General features: G+C 37.2%; 14 protein-coding genes. 4 read left to right on the forward strand and 10 right to left on the reverse strand.

Going from position 1 to position 18,465, the window contains the following annotated elements; genetic code table 11:
* Positions 1–749: 749 nt before the first annotated feature.
* The 4 genes from MHH81_RS11405 to MHH81_RS11420 form a co-directional block, all read right to left on the reverse strand.
* Positions 750–1,067, reverse strand: a complete 318-nt coding sequence (locus MHH81_RS11405; RefSeq protein WP_340921235.1) for a hypothetical protein — start codon at positions 1,065–1,067, stop codon at positions 750–752.
* On the reverse strand, positions 1,049–2,062 hold the full coding sequence (locus MHH81_RS11410; protein WP_340921237.1) for an anti-sigma factor: 1,014 nt from the start codon (positions 2,060–2,062) through the stop codon (positions 1,049–1,051). The genes MHH81_RS11405 and MHH81_RS11410 overlap by 19 nt, the downstream gene beginning before the upstream one ends.
* Positions 2,052–2,549: a sigma-70 family RNA polymerase sigma factor gene (locus MHH81_RS11415; RefSeq protein WP_340921239.1), complete on the reverse strand. Its 498-nt coding sequence runs from the start codon at positions 2,547–2,549 to the stop codon at positions 2,052–2,054. Before MHH81_RS11415 ends, MHH81_RS11410 begins: the two co-directional genes overlap by 11 nt.
* Before the next feature lie 857 nt (positions 2,550–3,406).
* Positions 3,407–3,586, reverse strand: a complete 180-nt coding sequence (locus tag MHH81_RS11420) for a hypothetical protein (RefSeq protein ID WP_340921241.1) — start codon at positions 3,584–3,586, stop codon at positions 3,407–3,409.
* A 115-nt stretch (positions 3,587–3,701) separates the two neighbouring features.
* Between MHH81_RS11420 and MHH81_RS11425 the strand changes: the two genes are divergently transcribed.
* Together MHH81_RS11425 and MHH81_RS11430 are read left to right on the forward strand one after the other, a co-directional pair.
* Complete coding sequence (locus tag MHH81_RS11425; protein ID WP_340921243.1) at positions 3,702–5,315, forward strand: glycosyl hydrolase family 18 protein; 1,614 nt, start codon at positions 3,702–3,704, stop codon at positions 5,313–5,315.
* 215 nt (positions 5,316–5,530) lie between these two features.
* Positions 5,531–5,668, forward strand: coding sequence for a hypothetical protein (locus MHH81_RS11430; protein WP_340921245.1), 138 nt, complete (start codon positions 5,531–5,533; stop codon positions 5,666–5,668).
* Between the two features lie 288 nt (positions 5,669–5,956).
* Here the strand turns inward: MHH81_RS11430 and glgA are convergent, their stop codons facing one another.
* The 6 genes from glgA to MHH81_RS11460 form a co-directional block, all read right to left on the reverse strand.
* Entirely contained in the window at positions 5,957–7,393 is a 1,437-nt protein-coding gene (gene glgA, locus MHH81_RS11435) for a glycogen synthase GlgA (protein ID WP_340921247.1), read from the reverse strand.
* A 17-nt stretch (positions 7,394–7,410) separates the two neighbouring features.
* Complete coding sequence (glgD, locus tag MHH81_RS11440; protein WP_340921249.1) at positions 7,411–8,517, reverse strand: glucose-1-phosphate adenylyltransferase subunit GlgD; 1,107 nt, start codon at positions 8,515–8,517, stop codon at positions 7,411–7,413.
* 12 nt (positions 8,518–8,529) lie between these two features.
* Positions 8,530–9,690 carry a glucose-1-phosphate adenylyltransferase gene (locus tag MHH81_RS11445; RefSeq protein ID WP_340921251.1) on the reverse strand — a complete coding sequence of 387 codons (1,161 nt, stop codon included), beginning with the start codon at positions 9,688–9,690 and terminating at the stop codon, positions 8,530–8,532.
* A complete protein-coding gene (gene glgB, locus MHH81_RS11450; RefSeq protein ID WP_340921254.1) occupies positions 9,680–11,629 on the reverse strand; it encodes a 1,4-alpha-glucan branching protein GlgB in 1,950 nt (649 codons plus the stop codon). The genes MHH81_RS11445 and glgB overlap by 11 nt, the downstream gene beginning before the upstream one ends.
* Positions 11,630–12,393: 764 nt before the next feature.
* Positions 12,394–13,416, reverse strand: coding sequence for a glycoside hydrolase family 15 protein (locus MHH81_RS11455; protein WP_340921256.1), 1,023 nt, complete (start codon positions 13,414–13,416; stop codon positions 12,394–12,396).
* Positions 13,417–14,354: 938 nt separating this feature from the next.
* The gene (locus MHH81_RS11460; protein ID WP_340921258.1) at positions 14,355–15,857 is read right to left on the reverse strand and encodes a malate:quinone oxidoreductase; all 1,503 of its coding nucleotides are present in this window, start codon (positions 15,855–15,857) and stop codon (positions 14,355–14,357) included.
* 537 nt (positions 15,858–16,394) lie between these two features.
* On the opposite strand from MHH81_RS11460, the gene MHH81_RS11465 reads away from it, so the two are divergent.
* Complete coding sequence (locus tag MHH81_RS11465; RefSeq protein ID WP_340921261.1) at positions 16,395–17,345, forward strand: Vgb family protein; 951 nt, start codon at positions 16,395–16,397, stop codon at positions 17,343–17,345.
* 546 nt (positions 17,346–17,891) lie between these two features.
* A complete protein-coding gene (ahpC, locus tag MHH81_RS11470) occupies positions 17,892–18,455 on the forward strand; it encodes an alkyl hydroperoxide reductase subunit C (RefSeq protein WP_340921263.1) in 564 nt (187 codons plus the stop codon).
* Positions 18,456–18,465 lie beyond the last annotated feature (10 nt).

Here is an 18,465-nt window from a genome sequence, read left to right on the forward strand (position 1 = left end):
GCAAGGTTAAACGTTGGTGTTAATATTTCTATTAATACGTCTAGAGGTTCATGTTGATACGAGTATGTACTTAAAATCCCATTCTAAGTGCACCTTGTTCTTCACCAATTGCCGAGTGCTTTGGAAAAAACATTGGCTATACTATTACCGCGGGATTTTTAGAGGAGCTTGATGTGACTGCGTCACATCAAGCTCCTCCTTTTTCGGTTATCTTATGACGAATGTTTGTCCGTCGCCCTCTTGGATTGTGAAAGGGCATGGTGCATTATTTCGTTTGGGTAATGAAAGATACGATCCTTTCCTACATCTTTAAAGGCGTCCGAAGATACAATTTCGGCCGCGGTTTCGCTTCTTTAGCAATCGATACTGCCTATTTTTTCTCTATTTCCACTTACTATATGGATAAGCAAAAGATAGTAAACCAGTTCATCGATTGGACGAACCATATTGTCTTTTCTATTAGATCTGTTGATTGAAGCGGAAGGCGGCAATTCCTAGGGGATTAGCAAGCAAATCAAGACCCTGGACTGAGCGCGATAAAGGAAGGAAGGCTGAGGGCGCCTCTTCCTGAGGCGACGCCTTCATGACCAACATCGTGTTGGCCCAAGCAGCTTGATGCTTGCCGCCTGCAGCGGAAATCAACCTGTTCATGGCATAAAAATTTGTATACTTTCTTATTCTTCAAAGAAAGGGTTTGCCACATAGTCGAAAGATCGACTTATGAGACAAACCCTTTCTTGCTAACTCTACTAAGGCATTGGATTGATAGACCATGCAAAGCCTATCATAAAGAACATGAATACAACGATGAAAAAACTAATTGCTAATCCTAGAAGTGCAAACGTACGTTTTCCATTTCTGGTGAAAAGCCCTGCCACACCAAAAATAGTAGCTCCTACTAGAAAAGACTTAATGATTTCCGTAGGCATGAATGAAGATTTCATGATTAATCCTAGATTAATCATGAACAGCGCGAATAGAGCTAAAAGAGTAGAAATAGTACCTGTAATTGTTTCTTTCGTTCGAAACGTATGCTTTTCCTTTCCCTTTACGAATTCCAATTCCATAACCTCACTTCTCCTCTTTTCATCCCTCTAACAAAGGACTCCTCTTGTAACTTCATGATTTCTTTAGAAGGACCTGTAACTACCGCTCCGTAAATTTTAATGCCATTTTGTTCGACATATTGTACTCGTTTCGTTAAATCTAATTCCTTAGACCTTGCAACCATCGTCGCCACGTCTTCATGATTTTTTAAAAACTTTAAGCTATCAAGGAATACTTTTTCATTCGACTCCTCTCCGTTAAAAGGAGACCATTGATCTGAATCGATTTGTGCTGGGAAGCCGATTGGAGAAACATATACTCCATTTTCCGCCTGTTGAATATCTTCGTTTCCTGTATAAACAGCATACCAACGAAGCTCCATTTCTTTATCCGCAAATAATTGCTCTATTTCTTCTACTGAATATTCTTTATCAAACGATATATATGCTTCTGCTACTGTACCTTCTGGAAGACCTTGCAGCTTCTCCCACTCGTCACCTTCAGCATAAGGTAGCGGTGCTTTCGGATGAATCAATTCATCATTAAAATATGGTATTTTCTTTGGTGGTGAATCAACACGATACTCGCTAACTGGTTGCTCCGCATTATTGAATAAGAATGGAACGGAGGATTCGCCAAATCTAATTGTATCCTTGCCAACTTTTTTCTCTAAGTTTAAGTGCACATCCATCGAAAAAATCCCCATAGTCGTCTCTACTTCTCTTTCCGCTACACTTACATTTGGCTCTGTTAAATAAATCGTTTTATCGGCAACTTCAATTAATTCATTTGCACGGCCTCCAATGGCATAATAACCAAATGAAAACAGAGTCAGAACAGGTAAGGTTAATAATAGAATCGCCAAAATTGTTACTACTGTGGTCCACTTTGCACGCATTTTACCCAACTTCATAATTTTTTGCTGCTGTTCTTCAGAAATATGAAAATTTTGTTCATGCATTTCTTTTTTTGCTCCATTTATTAAGTTCTCATATGCTTTATCCTTATGACTCATTAGTTTCCACCCTTCCTTCTAGCATTTTTCTTAATTTCCTTCTGCCTCGAAACAAATGACTTTTTACTGTATTCATATTTTGAACGAGAATTTCGGATGCCTCTTTATAAGAAAAGTCATGTACATCACAGAGCAATATGGCTTGTTTCTCATTTGTGGGAAGCCCCTCAATCAATGCCAAAAGCTTGCTATATCCATCTTTCTCCATAACCGCATCCTCCGTTAATTCGTTTGCCACCCAACTAGATAGTAATGGCGTATCCGTAAGTACTACCCTTCGATCTCTCCGTATTGAATCAATGAACACATGATATCCTGTTTTAAACAACCATGGCTTGACGTATCCTTGATAATCCTCTATATGAAGAAAAGCTCGATAAACCGTTTCCTGCACAAGTTCCTCCGCCCTATGATGATCTTTTGAAAGGGATAGCAAATAGCGGTACAAATCATTCACATATAAACGATAGATGTCCTCAATTTCCATGTACCTGCCTCCATTCGTACAAACAACGCAGAACCCTGTCTAAAAGTTGCAAAAAATTTTAATATTTTTATAAAGTATTGTAAATCTCGTATAAATTTCTAGCAATTGAAGCCACAAAAGTGAAGATTCATAATTCCATCTCGCTTTCTAACTAGTTATAGTGTATTAATGAGGATTGGACACTTTGAATTTCTTTACAGAAAGAGATACAACCTTTTTTCAAGGTTGTATCTCTTTCTGAGTTATGGTCACTGATATTACTTAATCCCTAAAAACTTGCACTCAATTCTTTTACTATTTTAGATTCAATTAAATAATATTGATTTAGCAACGACTCTATCTTTCGGAAAATAACCTTTCTAACTCACAACTTGGGACACTCCAAATATATTAATCTTTTCTTGTAGCTCAATAAGAAATGAGCGAATAATTCGTAAACGAAATATTTCCTGGGAAACCGCAAAAACTAACAAAAACCGCTCCTGAGTACCTTAAAACACACCATAATCCGACATCATTCTTCTATATTTAGGTCATATCATTTCTCCAAAGTCTTTAATTAAAATTCAGCCTATATACCCTTTGCTCAGTGAAGCATCAAATATGATTCACTGAGCATACTTGTCCTTCAAGTGAGTATATTCATTAGTTCACTCACATTCCTCTAAAAATGTTCTATTCTTACATTTCAAAAATTAAACTCCTACTTTCGACGAAGAAGAACGAACGTTCTGCACATTCATATTCAACAAAATCAGATAATCACACTTCATCAATAACATATCCTATACAAAAAAAGCTGTGCCAATTTGTGAATCACCGCCTAGAGAAGTGTTATCTGTTTCTGCTTAAACTTTCTATACCTCAGTTACCCATCCAAAATATAAATTTATCCCTTTTAACTGTACGCGTCCAACAATTCCATCTTTCTTAGGTGATAAGTTGAAAAGCTTAACAAACTCCGATTTAACATCAATAAAGTATTTTTTAATATCAATTAAAGAATTTCCCTCATGAACTTGTAATGGTAGCTTCATAATTTTATAGCCTAATTTACTAAATAACTCTAAGATACCATATTTTCATCATTGTTATTTGACCCTAATAATAGATAATTAAAGTTGATAAAATCTATTTTAAAGGAAGTAAGCAATGAAAAAAAAATTAAAAAAATATTTTCTAATCCCGGCATTATTAATTACATTTTTGGCCTATCCATTTAGTGCTGATGCCTCGGTAAATGACATACACATGACTTATATATATGGCGGAACTTCTGGCTCCTCTTTAGAAAATATAGATATGACATTAGGAGCGATAAATACGGCTACGCCAGAATTCTATAATTTAAACGCTGACGGTAGTTTAAAATCTTTAATTGATAATAGTTTAATAGAAGCGTTACACAATAGAGGATTAAGAGTCGTTCCATTTATTACTAACCATTGGGATAGAAATTTAGCTCAAATTGCTATGAAAAATAGAGAAAGTTTATCTACTCAAATTGTAGATTCTGTAGTAAAAAATAAGTTAGATGGAATAGAAATAGATATTGAGAATTTAAACTATACAGATAAGGAAGAATTCACAGATTTTATACGATTATTAAATGAAAAAATGCCTAATGATAAAACAGTATCAATAGCGGTTGCTGCAAATCCAAATGGATGGACGGTAGGATGGCATGGGTCATATGATTATTTAAAACTAAGTGAATATAGCGATTACTTAATGTTAATGGCATATGATGAAAGCTGGAAAGGTGGCACAGCAGGTCCTGTCGCTAGTTTATCATTTGTTGAAAATTCTATTAAATCTTTATTAAATCAAGGTGTGGATTCAAAGAAAGTAGTTTTAGGCCTACCTTTTTACGGTCGAATCTGGAACGATGACGAGAAAATTGGAGGAGAAGGTGTAGCTAATAAATCTGTCAAAAGCATAGTAAATAAACATAAAGGAAAACTATTTATTGATAATGCCTCCAAATCAGCTTATGCTAAATTTACTGTTAAAAGTAGTGATTCACCAACTTATATTGGTGGTAAAAAACTTACTACGGGCAATTACACAATATGGTATGAAAATGATTTATCATTAAAATATAAATTGAGATTAGTAGAGAAATATAATTTAAGAGGAACTGGTAGTTGGGATTTAAATCAAGCAGATAACGGAATATGGGATTTTTATTCGTCATGGGCGAATGGAGAACATAATTTTATAGATTCAGAAAATCATTGGGCTGATAAGGATATTATGTCTCTTTATAGAAAGGGATGGATTAGCGGAAAAACCGAATACACTTTTGACCCAAATGGTGATTTAACAAGGGCACAAGCTGTTAAAATCCTTATAAACGCTATTGGTTTAGACGAAACAAACGAAAAAGCACCCAATTATTTTACTGATGTTCCTACTAACCATTGGGCAAAACGAGATATTGAAATTGCACATAAGTATAATATTGTTAATGGAACGAATCCACACACATTTCAACCAAATGCCAAAATTTCAAGAGCTCAATTATCAGCAATATTATCGAGAATATTAGACTACCCATTAAATAATACGAATGAGTCTCCTTTTTATGATGTACAAAAAGAACATTGGGCGTATTCAGACATTTTAAAACTAAGTAGTAATGGGATTATTAAGGGTAAAGAAGATGGAGGATTTTACCCTAGCGATTATGTTAAAAGGGCGCAAATAGCAGCGATGGTTAATAGTGCGAGTAAAGATCTAGAAAAATATCAAATAATAAAATAATTAACATAAAGTTTGTTGCTAAATAAGATTTAAATAAAAACAGGGCTTGATCTACAAAACGTGTAGAATCAGCCCTTTTTTTTAACTAAATCCTCCCTTTATTTGAAGAAGACTTCATTAATCAATTCCAATTTCATGAAAGTATTACTAAGAACAAATCATTTTGAATAAGACCAACTATACTGAGCACATTAACTTTAGGAGGTGACGATACCATGAAGAAAAGTAAACCAAACTTTAAGAAGAAAGAACCTAATTCAAAAAACAACACTCGTGAAGAATTTGCAGAAGAACTAAATTTAAATCAAACTAAACGTAAAGACACACCACAAAATAACCAAAATAATCGATAATACAACTAATAACATAAATGAACGATAGTATGATTTAAATACTTCAGTAATTTTCAATTGTAGAACGACTCTTATTAAAAATTCATCCAATCAATCATTGCCAACTTGTTGCATTGGCTATTTGGTCTTTGGAATAATGCGCACTTGTATCCTTAAGACTCATCCGTACTAAGCGCAAAAAAGATGACGCATCCCTTTAGGACTGCGTCATCTTTTAATGTGTATGAAAATCCTTATTTATGTGGCACACAAATAAATGGTTTTCATATATTTAAAAACGGTTCTTTTTTATTTATCAGATTTCAGGAGGTCCTGATACAATTTTATATATTGCTGCGAAGATGATGACCAGCTAAAATCAAGATCCATTGCGTGCTCTACTAAATTTCTCCATTTGTTAGGCTGGAAGCGATAAAGTGCGACTGCTCGCTCAATCGTATACAGCAATTCGTGGGCATTATAATTAGCAAAGCTGAATCCATTTCCTTCTTCGGTTAATTCATTAAAAGGTATAACCGTATCCTTTAGTCCACCTGTTTCACGGACAAGCGGCAACGTTCCATAGCGAAGTGCGAGCAACTGTCCTATGCCGCACGGCTCAAATTGGGATGGCATTAGAAAAAGATCAGAACCGGCATAAATTTTTCGTGCCAAAGCTTCATCAAAATAAAGGTTTGCTGAAACTTTATCGGGATAAACTTCTTCAAAATACCTGAATGCCTCTTCATACTGCTGATCGCCTGTACCTAATAAAACAAACTGGACATTCAAACCGAGGATTTCATGGAAGACATGTAGAATCAAATCTATACCTTTTTGATCAACTAGTCTTGTAACCATTGAAATTATTGGGATATCAGCGTTCATAGGAAGCCCGAGTGTTTCCTGTAGGTGCTTTTTATTTACAGACTTCCCCTTATAATCGTCGAATGGAAGGAATAAATTTTCATCACGTTTAGGATCATAGGAGTCATTGTCAATTCCGTTCACGATTCCTTGAAGTTCAGCGCCTCTTTTTCGTAAAAACCCATCAAGTCTTTCCCCATAAAAAGGAGATTGTATTTCGGATGCATAGGTCGAACTTACAGTTGTTACGCGATCAGCAAAGGCCAGCCCTCCTTTGAGGTAACTGACATCCCCATAAAACTCTAAGGCGTCCATGTGAAAATAAAGCTCGCTTAAATTCAGTAAATCGGAAAGCACTGATTTAGGATATACACCTTGGTAGCGTAAATTATGAATGGTAAATACCGTTTTGATTCCCTGATAATATGGATTATTTTCATAATGGGCCTTCAAATGAACAGGAATCAACCCTGTTTGCCAATCATGACAATGGATAATATTGGGCCGTTCCTCTAAGTATGGCAAAGCCTCTAGTACGGCTCGGGAAAAGTAAGCGAAACGTTCCCCATCATCCCCAAAGCCATAACTGCCATGCCTTCTAAAATAATATTCGTTATCGAGAAAGTATACTGTTATCCCCTGAAAATGAAACTTTTCTATACCGCAAAATTGACGTCTCCAACCTACAGGCACTTCAATGCTTTTGATCCATTGCATTTGGTCTTTAAAATGTAATGGAAGATCGCCATATTTCGGTAATATCACACTGACGTTTGCTCCCTTTTCATGTAAAGATTGAGGCAAGGCGCCAATAACATCACCCAGTCCCCCGGTCTTTATAAATGGGGCACACTCTGAGGCTGCAAATAAAACATTCATGCCCGATTTCCTCCAGTTTAAACTACTTCTTCTTTTTTGATTACCATCGGCTTATTTCTCGCTGTAATGATTCGATCCTTAGTAATGATTACTTGTTTGTCAGTAATCACATTTTCGATATGTGCTCCCTCTTCAATATCACCCTTCTGCATAATGATACAGTTTTTAACTAATGCACCTTTTCTAACTTTTACTCCTCGGAAAATAATACTATTTTCGACGGTGCCTTCAATAATACATCCATTGGCAATTAAGGAATTAGACACCTTTGAGGAATTTGCAAATTCGGCAGGTGCTTCGTGTTTAATTTTCGTGAAAACTTCCCATGAATCATAAAAATAGTCGCGAAGAATTTCTGGGTTAAGAAATTCCATATTACTAGCATGGTATGTTTCTAGGGAATGAATAAATGGCATATAACCCGTGAACTGATACCCTTGCACTTTTAGATTTATCAAATTTGCTTTAACAATATCTTTCAAAAAATCATATTCATCATACTCTATACAATTCTTAATTAAATCTATTAATAGTTGTTTTTTAATCACATATGTTTCCAAACAAATATGGTCACCTTTCTTAGGTGACGTATAAAGGTTTATATCACGAACTTCACCGTTTGCATCAAGTGAACATTGATGATAAAGAGGTCTTTTAACTGGTACCCCATCATAATCCTTATACAAAACTGTAATATCAGCTTCATTACTTTCGTGTTCTTTAATCACATCGTTAAAGTCAATCTTACAAATATGATGACCAGGAGCAATAATTACTGTATCTGCAGTTGCTCGTTGGAAAAATTCTAGATGATCATAGAACTGCTGTAAATCTCCTTTAATTTTTTCATCAGGATGAATCGAAGGAAGAATGAATAGACCTTGTGAACGGTGATCGAGATCCCATTCCTTTCCAGAACCTAGATGATCCATCAACGATCGATATTTATCTTTTGTGAAAATAGCAACTTTACTTACGGAGACATTCATAAAGTTTGACATGGTGAAATCAATCATCCGATAGCGTCCGCCAAATGGTACGGAGGCTAGGCAACGGTGATGGGTCAATTCTTTTAATATGGGTCTTTCATTTACAAGATTAATTACACCTAATACATTCCTCATTTAAGCTACCTCCTATAATAAAGATTGCAGCAAAGCACTTTCCGAAGAAACACGCTGATTTTGACCAATTAAGGTAAGCCCTTGTTTAGAGTCAGAGATCACAGCGCCATCTTCGATTATTGTACCGCTACCGATTATAGCCTTTTCGATTATTACATTTTTCCCGATTTTCACATTTGGCATGATAACGGAATTCTTTACGGTAGAGCCACTTCCTACTTGGACATTATAGGAAAGAACAGAATGGTCCACCTTCCCAAATACCAAACAACCTTCATTGACTAGAGATTGTGTCACCTCAGCATCTTCAGATATATATTGTGGGGGGTGGTTGGCATTCCCTGCGTATATTTGCCAGTTTAGGTCTCCGAGCTTGAAATCGGATGGTTCTTCCAACAAATCCATATGCGCTTCCCACAGGCTTTCAATCGTACCTACGTCTTTCCAGTAGTCTTTAAATCGATACGCTTGTAATCTTGCTTCATCATTCAGCATCTTTGGAATAATGTCTTTTCCAAAGTCATTAGTAGAACTTCTATCCTGTTCGTCTTCTGTTAAATATTTTTTGAGATGTTTCCAGTTAAAGAGATACACACCCATCGAAGCCAAATTACTTTTTGGATGTTTAGGTTTTTCATCAAATTCAATAATTTGACCAGTTTCGTTGGTATCCATTATTCCAAAGCGATTTGCTTCTTCCCAAGGTACCTCTATGACAGCAATGGTCGCATCTGCACCCTTATCAATATGATCTTCAAGCATTTTATTATAATCCATCTTGTAAATATGATCCCCTGAGATTACAAGTACATATTCTGGGTCATTATGATCGATAAAATGGAAATTTTGGTACACGGCATTTGCTGTACCTTTGTACCATTCACCACCATTTTTCCCCTGATAAGGTGGAAGCATAGAAACCCCACCGTTATTGCGGTCCAGATCCCACGGGCGTCCGTTACCAATATATGAATTCAAAATATGGGGACGATATTGAGTAAGTACGCCAACTGTATCAATACCTGAATGTGTACAGTTGCTTAAAGTAAAATCAATAATCCGGTACTTGCCTCCAAATGGTACTGCGGGTTTAGCTAAGTCACTCGTCAATTCCCCGAGTCTTGAACCTTGTCCACCTGCTAAAAGCATTGCAACCCATTTTTTAGATGCCATTTGTATTGAATCCCCTTTGCCTTTTTTTTGTTTCTTTCATGAATATTGCAATCCCTAGCGGCGGTACGGTTATTTCCAGACTGCAAGGTTGGTTATGGTGCGGGACCTTACTGGCATGCATTGGGGCAGAATTCACCTGTCCCGATCCGCCAAATGATGCAACATCACTATTAAATGCTTCGAAATATTTCCCATTGGACGGAACCCCTATTTGATAATTATGGTAAACATCGGCAGAAAAATTACAAACAACAATGCAATAATCCCCCTTCCGTTTTCCTTTTCTCATAAAAGTAATCACGCTTTGTTTCGCATTGTTAGCATCGATCAATTGAAAGCCTGCTTGCTCATGGTCCAGACGCCATAGGGAATTGGTTTCCTGATAAAATTTATTTAAATCTTTATAGTATCGAAAAAAAGTGGAGTGAGCGTCAAAATCTAAAAGCATCCAATCCATTTCTTGCCCGTATTTCCATTCGTCAAACTGCCCAAATTCACTGCCCATAAATAAAAGTTTTTTTCCTGGATGCGCGAATAAATAGCCGAATAAAAGGCGTAAATTTGCGAATTTTTGCCAGTAATCGCCAGGCATTTTATTTACTAATGACCTTTTTCCATGGACCATTTCATCATGTGAAAATGGAAGGACATAATTTTCCGAAAATGCATAAAAAAATGAAAACGTCAATAGGTGATGATACTTTGGTCGTTCATTAACATCAAGCTTCATATATTTAAGTACGTCATTTGACCAGCCCATATTCCATTTATAATTGAATCCAAGCCCGCCTGTACTAGTGGGACTTGTAACCAGCGGCCATTCGGTTGCTTCCTCCGCCATCATGAGGGCACCAGGATACTTTTGGAAAATGGATTCATTTAACTTTTTCAGAAAATCAATTGCTTCCAGATTTTCTTCGCCACCATATTGATTCTTCAATTTTACAGGAAGTGGATTATCATGATTTAGATAAATCATGGAAGAAACTGCATCAATCCGAAGACCATCCACATGATAGAAGTCCATCCAAAACATTGCGTTTGAAATCAGGAAGCTGACAACTTCGGGCTTGCTATAGTCAAAGCTATATGTTCCCCAAATAGGCCTCTCGGCTCGCATGGGATCTGCTGATTCGAAGAGAGGCGTTCCGTCGAACCGTCCTAGACCATGGATATCCTTACAAAAATGTGCAGGCACCCAATCAAGAATTACACCAAGGCCATTTTGATGGCATTGATCTATAAAATACATTAATTGCTCAGGTGTACCGTATCTGCTAGTCACTGAATAATATCCAGTTATTTGGTAACCCCATGAACCATCGTAAGGATGCTCCATAACAGGCATCAACTCAATATGTGTAAAGCCATTATCAATTGCATAATCGACTAATTCGTCCGCAAGTTCTTGATAATTATAAAATTCACCACCTTCTTTTTGTTTCCAGGAAGCCAAGTGAACTTCGTAAATCATCATCGGTTTGTGGTAAATATCTTTCTTTATTCGCTGTGCCATCCATTTTTGATCTTGCCATTCAAATGTATTTAAATTGTAGATGATAGAAGCTGTTGACGGCCGCAGCTCCGAATAAAAGGCAAAAGGATCTGCTTTTAATTCCTTCCGCCCATCTGGTCCTGTAATCTCATATTTATAGATGTCTCCATGTGTAAGTTCGGGTATAAATAAAAACCAGATTCCAGAGTGAGCCAAGCGTTCCATTTGGTTCTGGGTACCATTCCAATTATTAAAATTACCCACGACGGATACATGCTTTGCATGTGGAGCCCAGACCGCAAAACGCACACCTTGAATATCGTTCTCATAAAGGATATGAGCGCCGAGCATCTTATAACTTTCAAACAGCGTTCCTTCATGGAAAAGATATACATCAAAATCACTTGGGTATAGCTGGTTATTCAACTTTAGAATTTCTACCATTTCAACACCTCTTTCACCCTATGAATATTTCAATTAATATACCAGTTCATCTCCTAAATTATTCGCCATCTATCAAAAAACACCTTTAAAATATTTTACTTTTTATTATAATAATAATAATTTTAGACAGAATAAAAAATCCTCCATGAAATGAAGGATTCAGACTGTAGACAAACTCTATTTTTGGTGCATAGAGTTGTATATTAAATTCAGCAAGGACCACCCCTTCGCTTTCCGTGGGCTTGGCTTCAGCCTCGGGCCAACACGAGGTTGGTCATGAAGGCGTTGCCGCAAAAGTTCTTTTGCGACGAGCTTTGCGCAGGGGCAGGACGCGGCGTTCTTAGCCTTCCTTCCTCCTGCGTTCCTGCGGGGTCTTCCGCTCAAGCTGTTCCCACAGGAGTCTTCGTGGTGGTCCTTGCCTTTTAAACAAAATTCCTTCTAGATATCCACTATCTTTATTTTTAATTAGATAAAGTAACCTCTTTAGGAATATTTATTGATATTATTATTCATAACCATTTATAAAAATACTTTTGTCGTCAAGCTAAATCCTCCATGAAATGAAGGATTTTTGTATCATTCTATTTGATCGTGTACTGTCAAAAATAATAAATTCTCATGTGCAGTTCGTCTACACAGTTATCTGCTGAGTTCCCACACACCATACTTTTTCTCACCTTACAAATGACTGATTGTGAAAAGTGTTTTAACAATATATTAAATCTGATCCCTAAGAATTTATTAGTATAAACCTGTATTTTAGATCAATCATTTCCTGTCCATTGTGAAGAAGGCATAGTAATCATCCGGTTTAATAATAAATAGGAAAGGGAGACGGACCAAGCTAATGGAGTGTTGCCATTTGGCACATTTTTACCGCCAATATATAATTCAGGGACTTCCCAATTATCTGGTACGATTAGTTTCGTTTTATTTACATATTCATAAGCCTTATCATACATGCCCAGTTCAAAATAGCACAATCCTAGCCAAGGTAGTCCGAAGCACCATTCTGCTTCGCTTCCTTCGTTGTAATACTGATCGTTCTGATAACGAATACAGCCATTTGGCCGCTCAAGGTGTTTGGAAACCATCTCAACTATCTTAAGCGCCGTTTTCCTTTCAACTATCCGATACGGATAGATTAGTGAAAGCAGCGATAAGTCTGTTTCTTTCGTTTCACTTTCCCTTGGTAAAAGAAACCGCAGCGTCTCCTCACCTTTTTGAATCAGTTCATCCTTAACATTTACGAGCATTTTCACCGCACGCAAGCCTGCCACGCATGCACCTACACTTGAAGCATGCAGTTCCATAGTCTCTTCCCACATGCCATTATCCATTGCCTGCCAGTATTGAAGACATTCAAGATAGTCGACTAGCTTCTGAACAATAGCGAGATCTTTGTCATCACGGATAACCTTTTGTCCATGGCTCATGCCCACCCCTACTCCCCATAAGAAGGATCCAATTGCATCATTTTGAGCATGACCCCACTCTTGGCTCATTTCCTTTAAATCTGTGGAATACCGTGAGTGGATATATTCAAAAAGATAAACCGGTTTTTGTTCACGGTGAATGTCGATTTTCCATTCATAAGTTATAAAAAGGTCAAATAAGGCATGAAAAGCTTTTTCATACCGCTCAGATTGGCTTTGCAAGAAAGGTAAAACCGTGTATACAACATCACGTATCCAAACAAAATTGTAGTCCTTTGAAATACTGGCAGTGTAAGCGCCGTTCGGTAGGCGCATCCGATCTAAAACCTCAATTGCATTGTTAATTTTCATATAAGAGAACCCCCTTAAATAATACCTTTACAGTGATTGTTAACCATTTGCGTTTATTCTAGACAAATCTTTTCGAGAAAGCGCTTCCATTTTAAAATGAAGATATTTAAGTATTTATATTTTATGTAGTAAATTGTTTTTTGGAAAAGCAAGCATACCCAATTCCCAAAAATGTTCATTGGCCGACACTTAATATTTCAGTATAGAAAATGAACACGATTCAAAATTCTATTCAGTGTGTTTGTATCCAATGTTACTAATACCCCAAAGATATAATTTCAAATCAACTTACATTTGAATCTTGGAAAATGCTTACCATTACTTACGAAGGCACTGAAAAAGTTGTATTCTAATAAAATTCCTAATAAATATCCGCTAATTGGATTTAGCACGGTTCTGTTCGCTTTCCGTGGGCGAGCGACACCGTTCTAAATCCTATAGTACACAGTATCATCACATTGAATATTTATCTTAAAAAATTCTGTAATAGCGTTTTTCAGTGCCCTCTTACTTACTGAGTTATCTCTTTAGTGCACTTGGATAAATAAAAACAGGGATTGATCTACAAAACGCGTAGTATCAACCCTGTTAAATAAAGCTGTGAAAAAGCCCATAAATCCAATTTAGCTCACGCGTCGTTTGTGATGTCTTATCTGCTTCACTCATCCCGCTGGAGTCGCCTCCTGACGCTTCAATCAACGAAGTGATAATGTTCGTATTTTATTGACAAAGTACTATTTATGAAATTAACTTAGTTTCTAATGATAAGACTCACTGTATCCAATCTAACTACGATTTTTATTAAAAAAGAACCTTCAATCTATAAATAGATCAAAGATTCTCTGTTTTATATTCTTCATCAAAGAAACTATTCTCCATAGATGAAAAAAGTTACTTAAATGTTTTCATCAAATAGCTTTGTTCCTATATCCAAAGATTTAACTATAGACTAACTCTTTTTCGTTTAGACCAAGTGTCTCTGCTGTTGAAGTATGAATTTCATGCAGAAGCTCTGGGTTTTCCATTAGTGGAACGCCATAAGATGGTATCATTTCTTTTATTTTCGGTTCCCACTCTTTTATATGTTGCGGGAAGCATTTATTAATTATCTCAAGCATAACGTGAACGGCAGTAGAAGCACCCGGGGAAGCCCCTAGTAATGCAGCTATTGAGCCATCTTCGGCAGTAACAACTTCCGTACCAAATTGAAGTGTTCCTTTGCCGCCAGTCTCCGTATCTTTGATAACTTGCACACGTTGGCCCGCTACCACTATATCCCAATCCTCGCTTTTGGCGTTCGGGATAAACTCTCGTAAATCTTCCATACGCTTTTCATTCGATAGCATAACTTGCTGGATTAGGTATTTTGTCAATGACATCTCTTTTACTCCTGCCGCCAACATGGTTACGAGATTATCCGGTTTTACGGATGTTATCAAATCAAACATGGAACCTGTTTTTAAGAACTTTGGCGAGAAGCCGGCAAACGGTCCAAACAGCAATGATTTTTGGTTGTCGATAAATCTTGTGTCCAGATGCGGAACAGACATTGGCGGAGCACCAACCTTAGCTTTTCCGTATACTTTTGCATGATGCTGTGCTACAACTTCTGGGTTGTTACATACCATAAATAGTCCGCTTACTGGGAATCCTCCAATATGTTTTGATTCTGGAATACCGGATTTTTGTAGTAAATGTAAGCTACCTCCACCGCCGCCGATAAAGACGAATTTTGCAGTATGACTTTCGACCTTACCGCTATCGAGATTACGTACTTTCACTTCCCACGAGCCGTCGGTAGTACGTTTAATGTCATTAACACTATGTTTGTAGTTTATCTCAACGTTATTACTCTTTAAGTGGTCAAATAACAGGCCTGTTAAAGCCCCAAAGTTGACATCAGTTCCAGAGTCGATTTTTGTTGCCGCTATCGGTTCATTCGATGTACGACCTTCCATAATAAGCGGAATCCATTCCATTAGTTTTCCAGGGTCATCGGAAAATTCCATCCCTTGAAACAGGGGATTGTTTGACAATGCTTCAAATCGTTTTTTCAAAAACGATACATCTTTTTCCCCTTCTACTAAACTCATATGAGGCAAAGACACGATAAAGTCCTGCGGATTACGGATCAAATTGGTGTCTACAAGATAAGACCAAAACTGTCTTGAAAGCTGAAACTGTTCATTAATTTGTATAGCTTTGCTAATATCTATGGATCCATCCGGTTTTTCGGGTGTATAGTTAAGCTCGCACAGTGCAGAATGCCCTGTTCCCGCATTATTCCATTCGTTAGAGCTTTCCTCTCCTGCGTTAGCAAGCTTCTCAAACACTTTGATTTCCCAGTCTGGTGCTAATTCTTTCAGTAATGATCCCAAAGTCGCACTCATGACTCCCGCACCAATTAAGATAACGTCTGTTTTAGTTTCTTTGTTGCTCATTTTTATCATCCTTATTCTATAAGACTTTCAGAAATGATGTAGAAGCACCAGCTTAGGTTTCACAGCAAGCCAAGGCGCAATTCAGTGACACACCTTTTCTGTATCAATTATATACCTTTAATAGTCTATCAAAATAAGTTAATAATTAAAACATCAAATATAAAATGAAAGTTATAAATTTGTTTAAAAGGTAGCAAAAAGTGAGAACTCTTTCATACCTAGAAACACACAAAAAGAAATGCCTTGCCCCGCCTTCTTGTAAGAGTTAAGTCTTTGGTTTGCCGTTTCCAGTGAACTGCCACCATCTAATTTTTGCTTAACTTGTGGTGCGGTTCTGCGAATCTAATTAAATGAGGTTTTTACATACTTACATAATATTTTACATTTACTATTTCGGAAATCAAAATTAATATTACATAATTTAGAAATTTTGTTATTTCATTAGGGAGTTTGTCCATATCTCAAATCTCTCGTTCACATATTTTATAGTATGTGAAAATTAGTTTTTACTAAATTATTTTAGAAGGTGGTTTTTTTATGGGTATTCGTAGAGACTCTCTCTATATTGGTGATCAAAGTGACGACACAGTGAAGCGTTTTGACGCAGTCACTGGACGGTTCATTGGCACTTTTGTAACATCAGGAAGCGGCGGCTTACACGGTCCTCAAGGTCTTATCTTCAACCATGTGGGCAATCTCCTTGTCTCTAACCAGAACGTCGATCTACCTCAAAACGGCAACGTGTTGAAGTACAATGGAGAGACTGGTGCTTTTCTTAGTGAACTCGTTAGCTCCATTCAAGTAGGCGCTTCGTTTGCTCCGCACGGCATCGTCCTCTCTAATAGCAATGTTCTGTTTGTGGCAGACCTTCAGAGCGCCAGTTCAAATGAAGAGCCCCAGCCGGGAGAACTAAGAGCGTATAATGGCGCGATTGGTGACTTTCTAGGCACTCTCAACCACTCTGGATTCAACGGACCATTTTTTCCCCGCAGTGTAGTCATCGGACCAGACGGATTGCTATATGTCTCCGTCTTTAACCCTTTTGACCCCCTTAATGGCTTTGTGTTGCGCTTCGACCCGGAGACACGGGAATTCGTTGATGTGTTCATTGAGAGCAATTCTGTCAACAACCTTCACCGACCTGAAGGTTTGGTCTTCGGTCCAGACGGTAACCTCTACATCACCAGTTTCCGAGCGGACGCGGAAGACACCGACAAAATTTTAGTTTTTGAAGGCAAAACGGGTACATTTATCAAAAAGATTGACCTTGATGAAGTCGGAGGGCCCCGTGCCTTCGCGCAGGCTATCCTGTTTGGACCGGAAGGAAAACTCTTTGTCCCTATTACTGGAAACGGACCCGATACAGGCTCGGTACGGCGCTATGACGTTGAGAGTGGCTCGTTCGATGTATTTGTTCCTCCTGGAATTTTAGGCACGCCGTTTTATCTGACATTTGGCAATACCGATCCAGGCACGTTGGCTTACTAGAAAAAAATCGATGGACCAGGTGCAGGATTGATGAGAAGTAAAAGGATAAAGGCAATCTTCTAATTGTGTCAAAAATGGGTTGGAACCGTGAGGTTCCGCCCATTTTTTACGGTTCACCGTGATACTCCTATATGTGGTATTTACTCTGATTCCTAAATGAGAACCCTCAAAATAAAACCAACAATGAAAAATGGTGCAAAAGAAAGCCAAAAAATTATTATACGATTCATCGTATTGATTCTAATATATATATAACAAAAAGGTCTTCCTTCAAGCTTAAAAACATCTCCAATACCCCAGATTCTTATAAATGAAAATACCATTGGTACTTTGTAATATTTTTTACTGATGCCATAATTACTTCTAATCCCTTTTATCCTACGGTATCAATTAAGCTATTCATTCAATTTATAGGTATATTTTTTTAAAGTTAATACAAAATACAAAGGTATTATATTTGACAAAAATCGACACCTACGTAACAATTAAACCTTGATAATAATAATTATTATTATCATTAACTAATATTTTGGAGGAATTTTAATTATGTCATTAATCGGAAAAGAAGTGCTACCTTTTACAGCACAAGCATACAAAAATGGAGAATTTGTAGAAGTTACAGATCAAGATTTAAAAGGTCAATGGAGTGTTGTTTGCTTCTACCCAGCTGACTTTACTTTCGTATGCCCAACTGAGCTTGAAGATCTTGAAGGACAATACCCAGAATTACAAAAACTTGGTGTTGAAGTATATTCTGTATCAACTGATACTCATTTTGTTCATAAAGCATGGCACGATAGTTCAGATGCAATCGGTAAAATCACTTATACAATGATCGGGGATCCTTCTCATGTAATTTCTCGCAACTTCGATGTGTTAATTGAAGAAGAAGGTATTGCTGACCGCGGTACTTTCATCATTGACCCAGATGGTATAATCCAAGCTCTTGAAATTAATGCAGGTGGCATTGGACGTGATGCAAGCATTCTTATTAACAAAATTAAAGCAGCACAATATGTTCGCAACAATCCAGGGGAAGTTTGCCCAGCTAAATGGCAAGAAGGCGGAGAAACACTTAAACCAAGCCTTGACCTTGTGGGTAAAATTTAAGGAGAGCGAT

Source organism: Psychrobacillus sp. FSL H8-0484 (assembly GCF_038005325.1).
GTDB lineage: Bacteria > Bacillota > Bacilli > Bacillales_A > Planococcaceae > Psychrobacillus.

Excerpts from the sequence above, each read along its gene's own strand:
- MHH81_RS11405 (WP_340921235.1), bottom strand. The coding sequence starts at position 1,067 with ATGGAATTGGAATTCGTAAAGGGAAAGGAAAAGCATACGTTTCGAACG.
- MHH81_RS11410 (WP_340921237.1), bottom strand. The coding sequence starts at position 2,062 with ATGAGTCATAAGGATAAAGCATATGAGAACTTAATAAATGGAGCAAAA.
- MHH81_RS11415 (WP_340921239.1), bottom strand. The coding sequence starts at position 2,549 with ATGGAAATTGAGGACATCTATCGTTTATATGTGAATGATTTGTACCGC.
- MHH81_RS11420 (WP_340921241.1), bottom strand. The coding sequence starts at position 3,586 with ATGAAGCTACCATTACAAGTTCATGAGGGAAATTCTTTAATTGATATT.
- MHH81_RS11425 (WP_340921243.1), top strand. The coding sequence starts at position 3,702 with ATGAAAAAAAAATTAAAAAAATATTTTCTAATCCCGGCATTATTAATT.
- MHH81_RS11430 (WP_340921245.1), top strand. The coding sequence starts at position 5,531 with ATGAAGAAAAGTAAACCAAACTTTAAGAAGAAAGAACCTAATTCAAAA.
- glgA (WP_340921247.1), bottom strand. The coding sequence starts at position 7,393 with ATGAATGTTTTATTTGCAGCCTCAGAGTGTGCCCCATTTATAAAGACC.
- glgD (WP_340921249.1), bottom strand. The coding sequence starts at position 8,517 with ATGAGGAATGTATTAGGTGTAATTAATCTTGTAAATGAAAGACCCATA.
- MHH81_RS11445 (WP_340921251.1), bottom strand. The coding sequence starts at position 9,690 with ATGGCATCTAAAAAATGGGTTGCAATGCTTTTAGCAGGTGGACAAGGT.
- glgB (WP_340921254.1), bottom strand. The coding sequence starts at position 11,629 with ATGGTAGAAATTCTAAAGTTGAATAACCAGCTATACCCAAGTGATTTT.
- MHH81_RS11455 (WP_340921256.1), bottom strand. The coding sequence starts at position 13,416 with ATGAAAATTAACAATGCAATTGAGGTTTTAGATCGGATGCGCCTACCG.
- MHH81_RS11460 (WP_340921258.1), bottom strand. The coding sequence starts at position 15,857 with ATGAGCAACAAAGAAACTAAAACAGACGTTATCTTAATTGGTGCGGGA.
- MHH81_RS11465 (WP_340921261.1), top strand. The coding sequence starts at position 16,395 with ATGGGTATTCGTAGAGACTCTCTCTATATTGGTGATCAAAGTGACGAC.
- ahpC (WP_340921263.1), top strand. The coding sequence starts at position 17,892 with ATGTCATTAATCGGAAAAGAAGTGCTACCTTTTACAGCACAAGCATAC.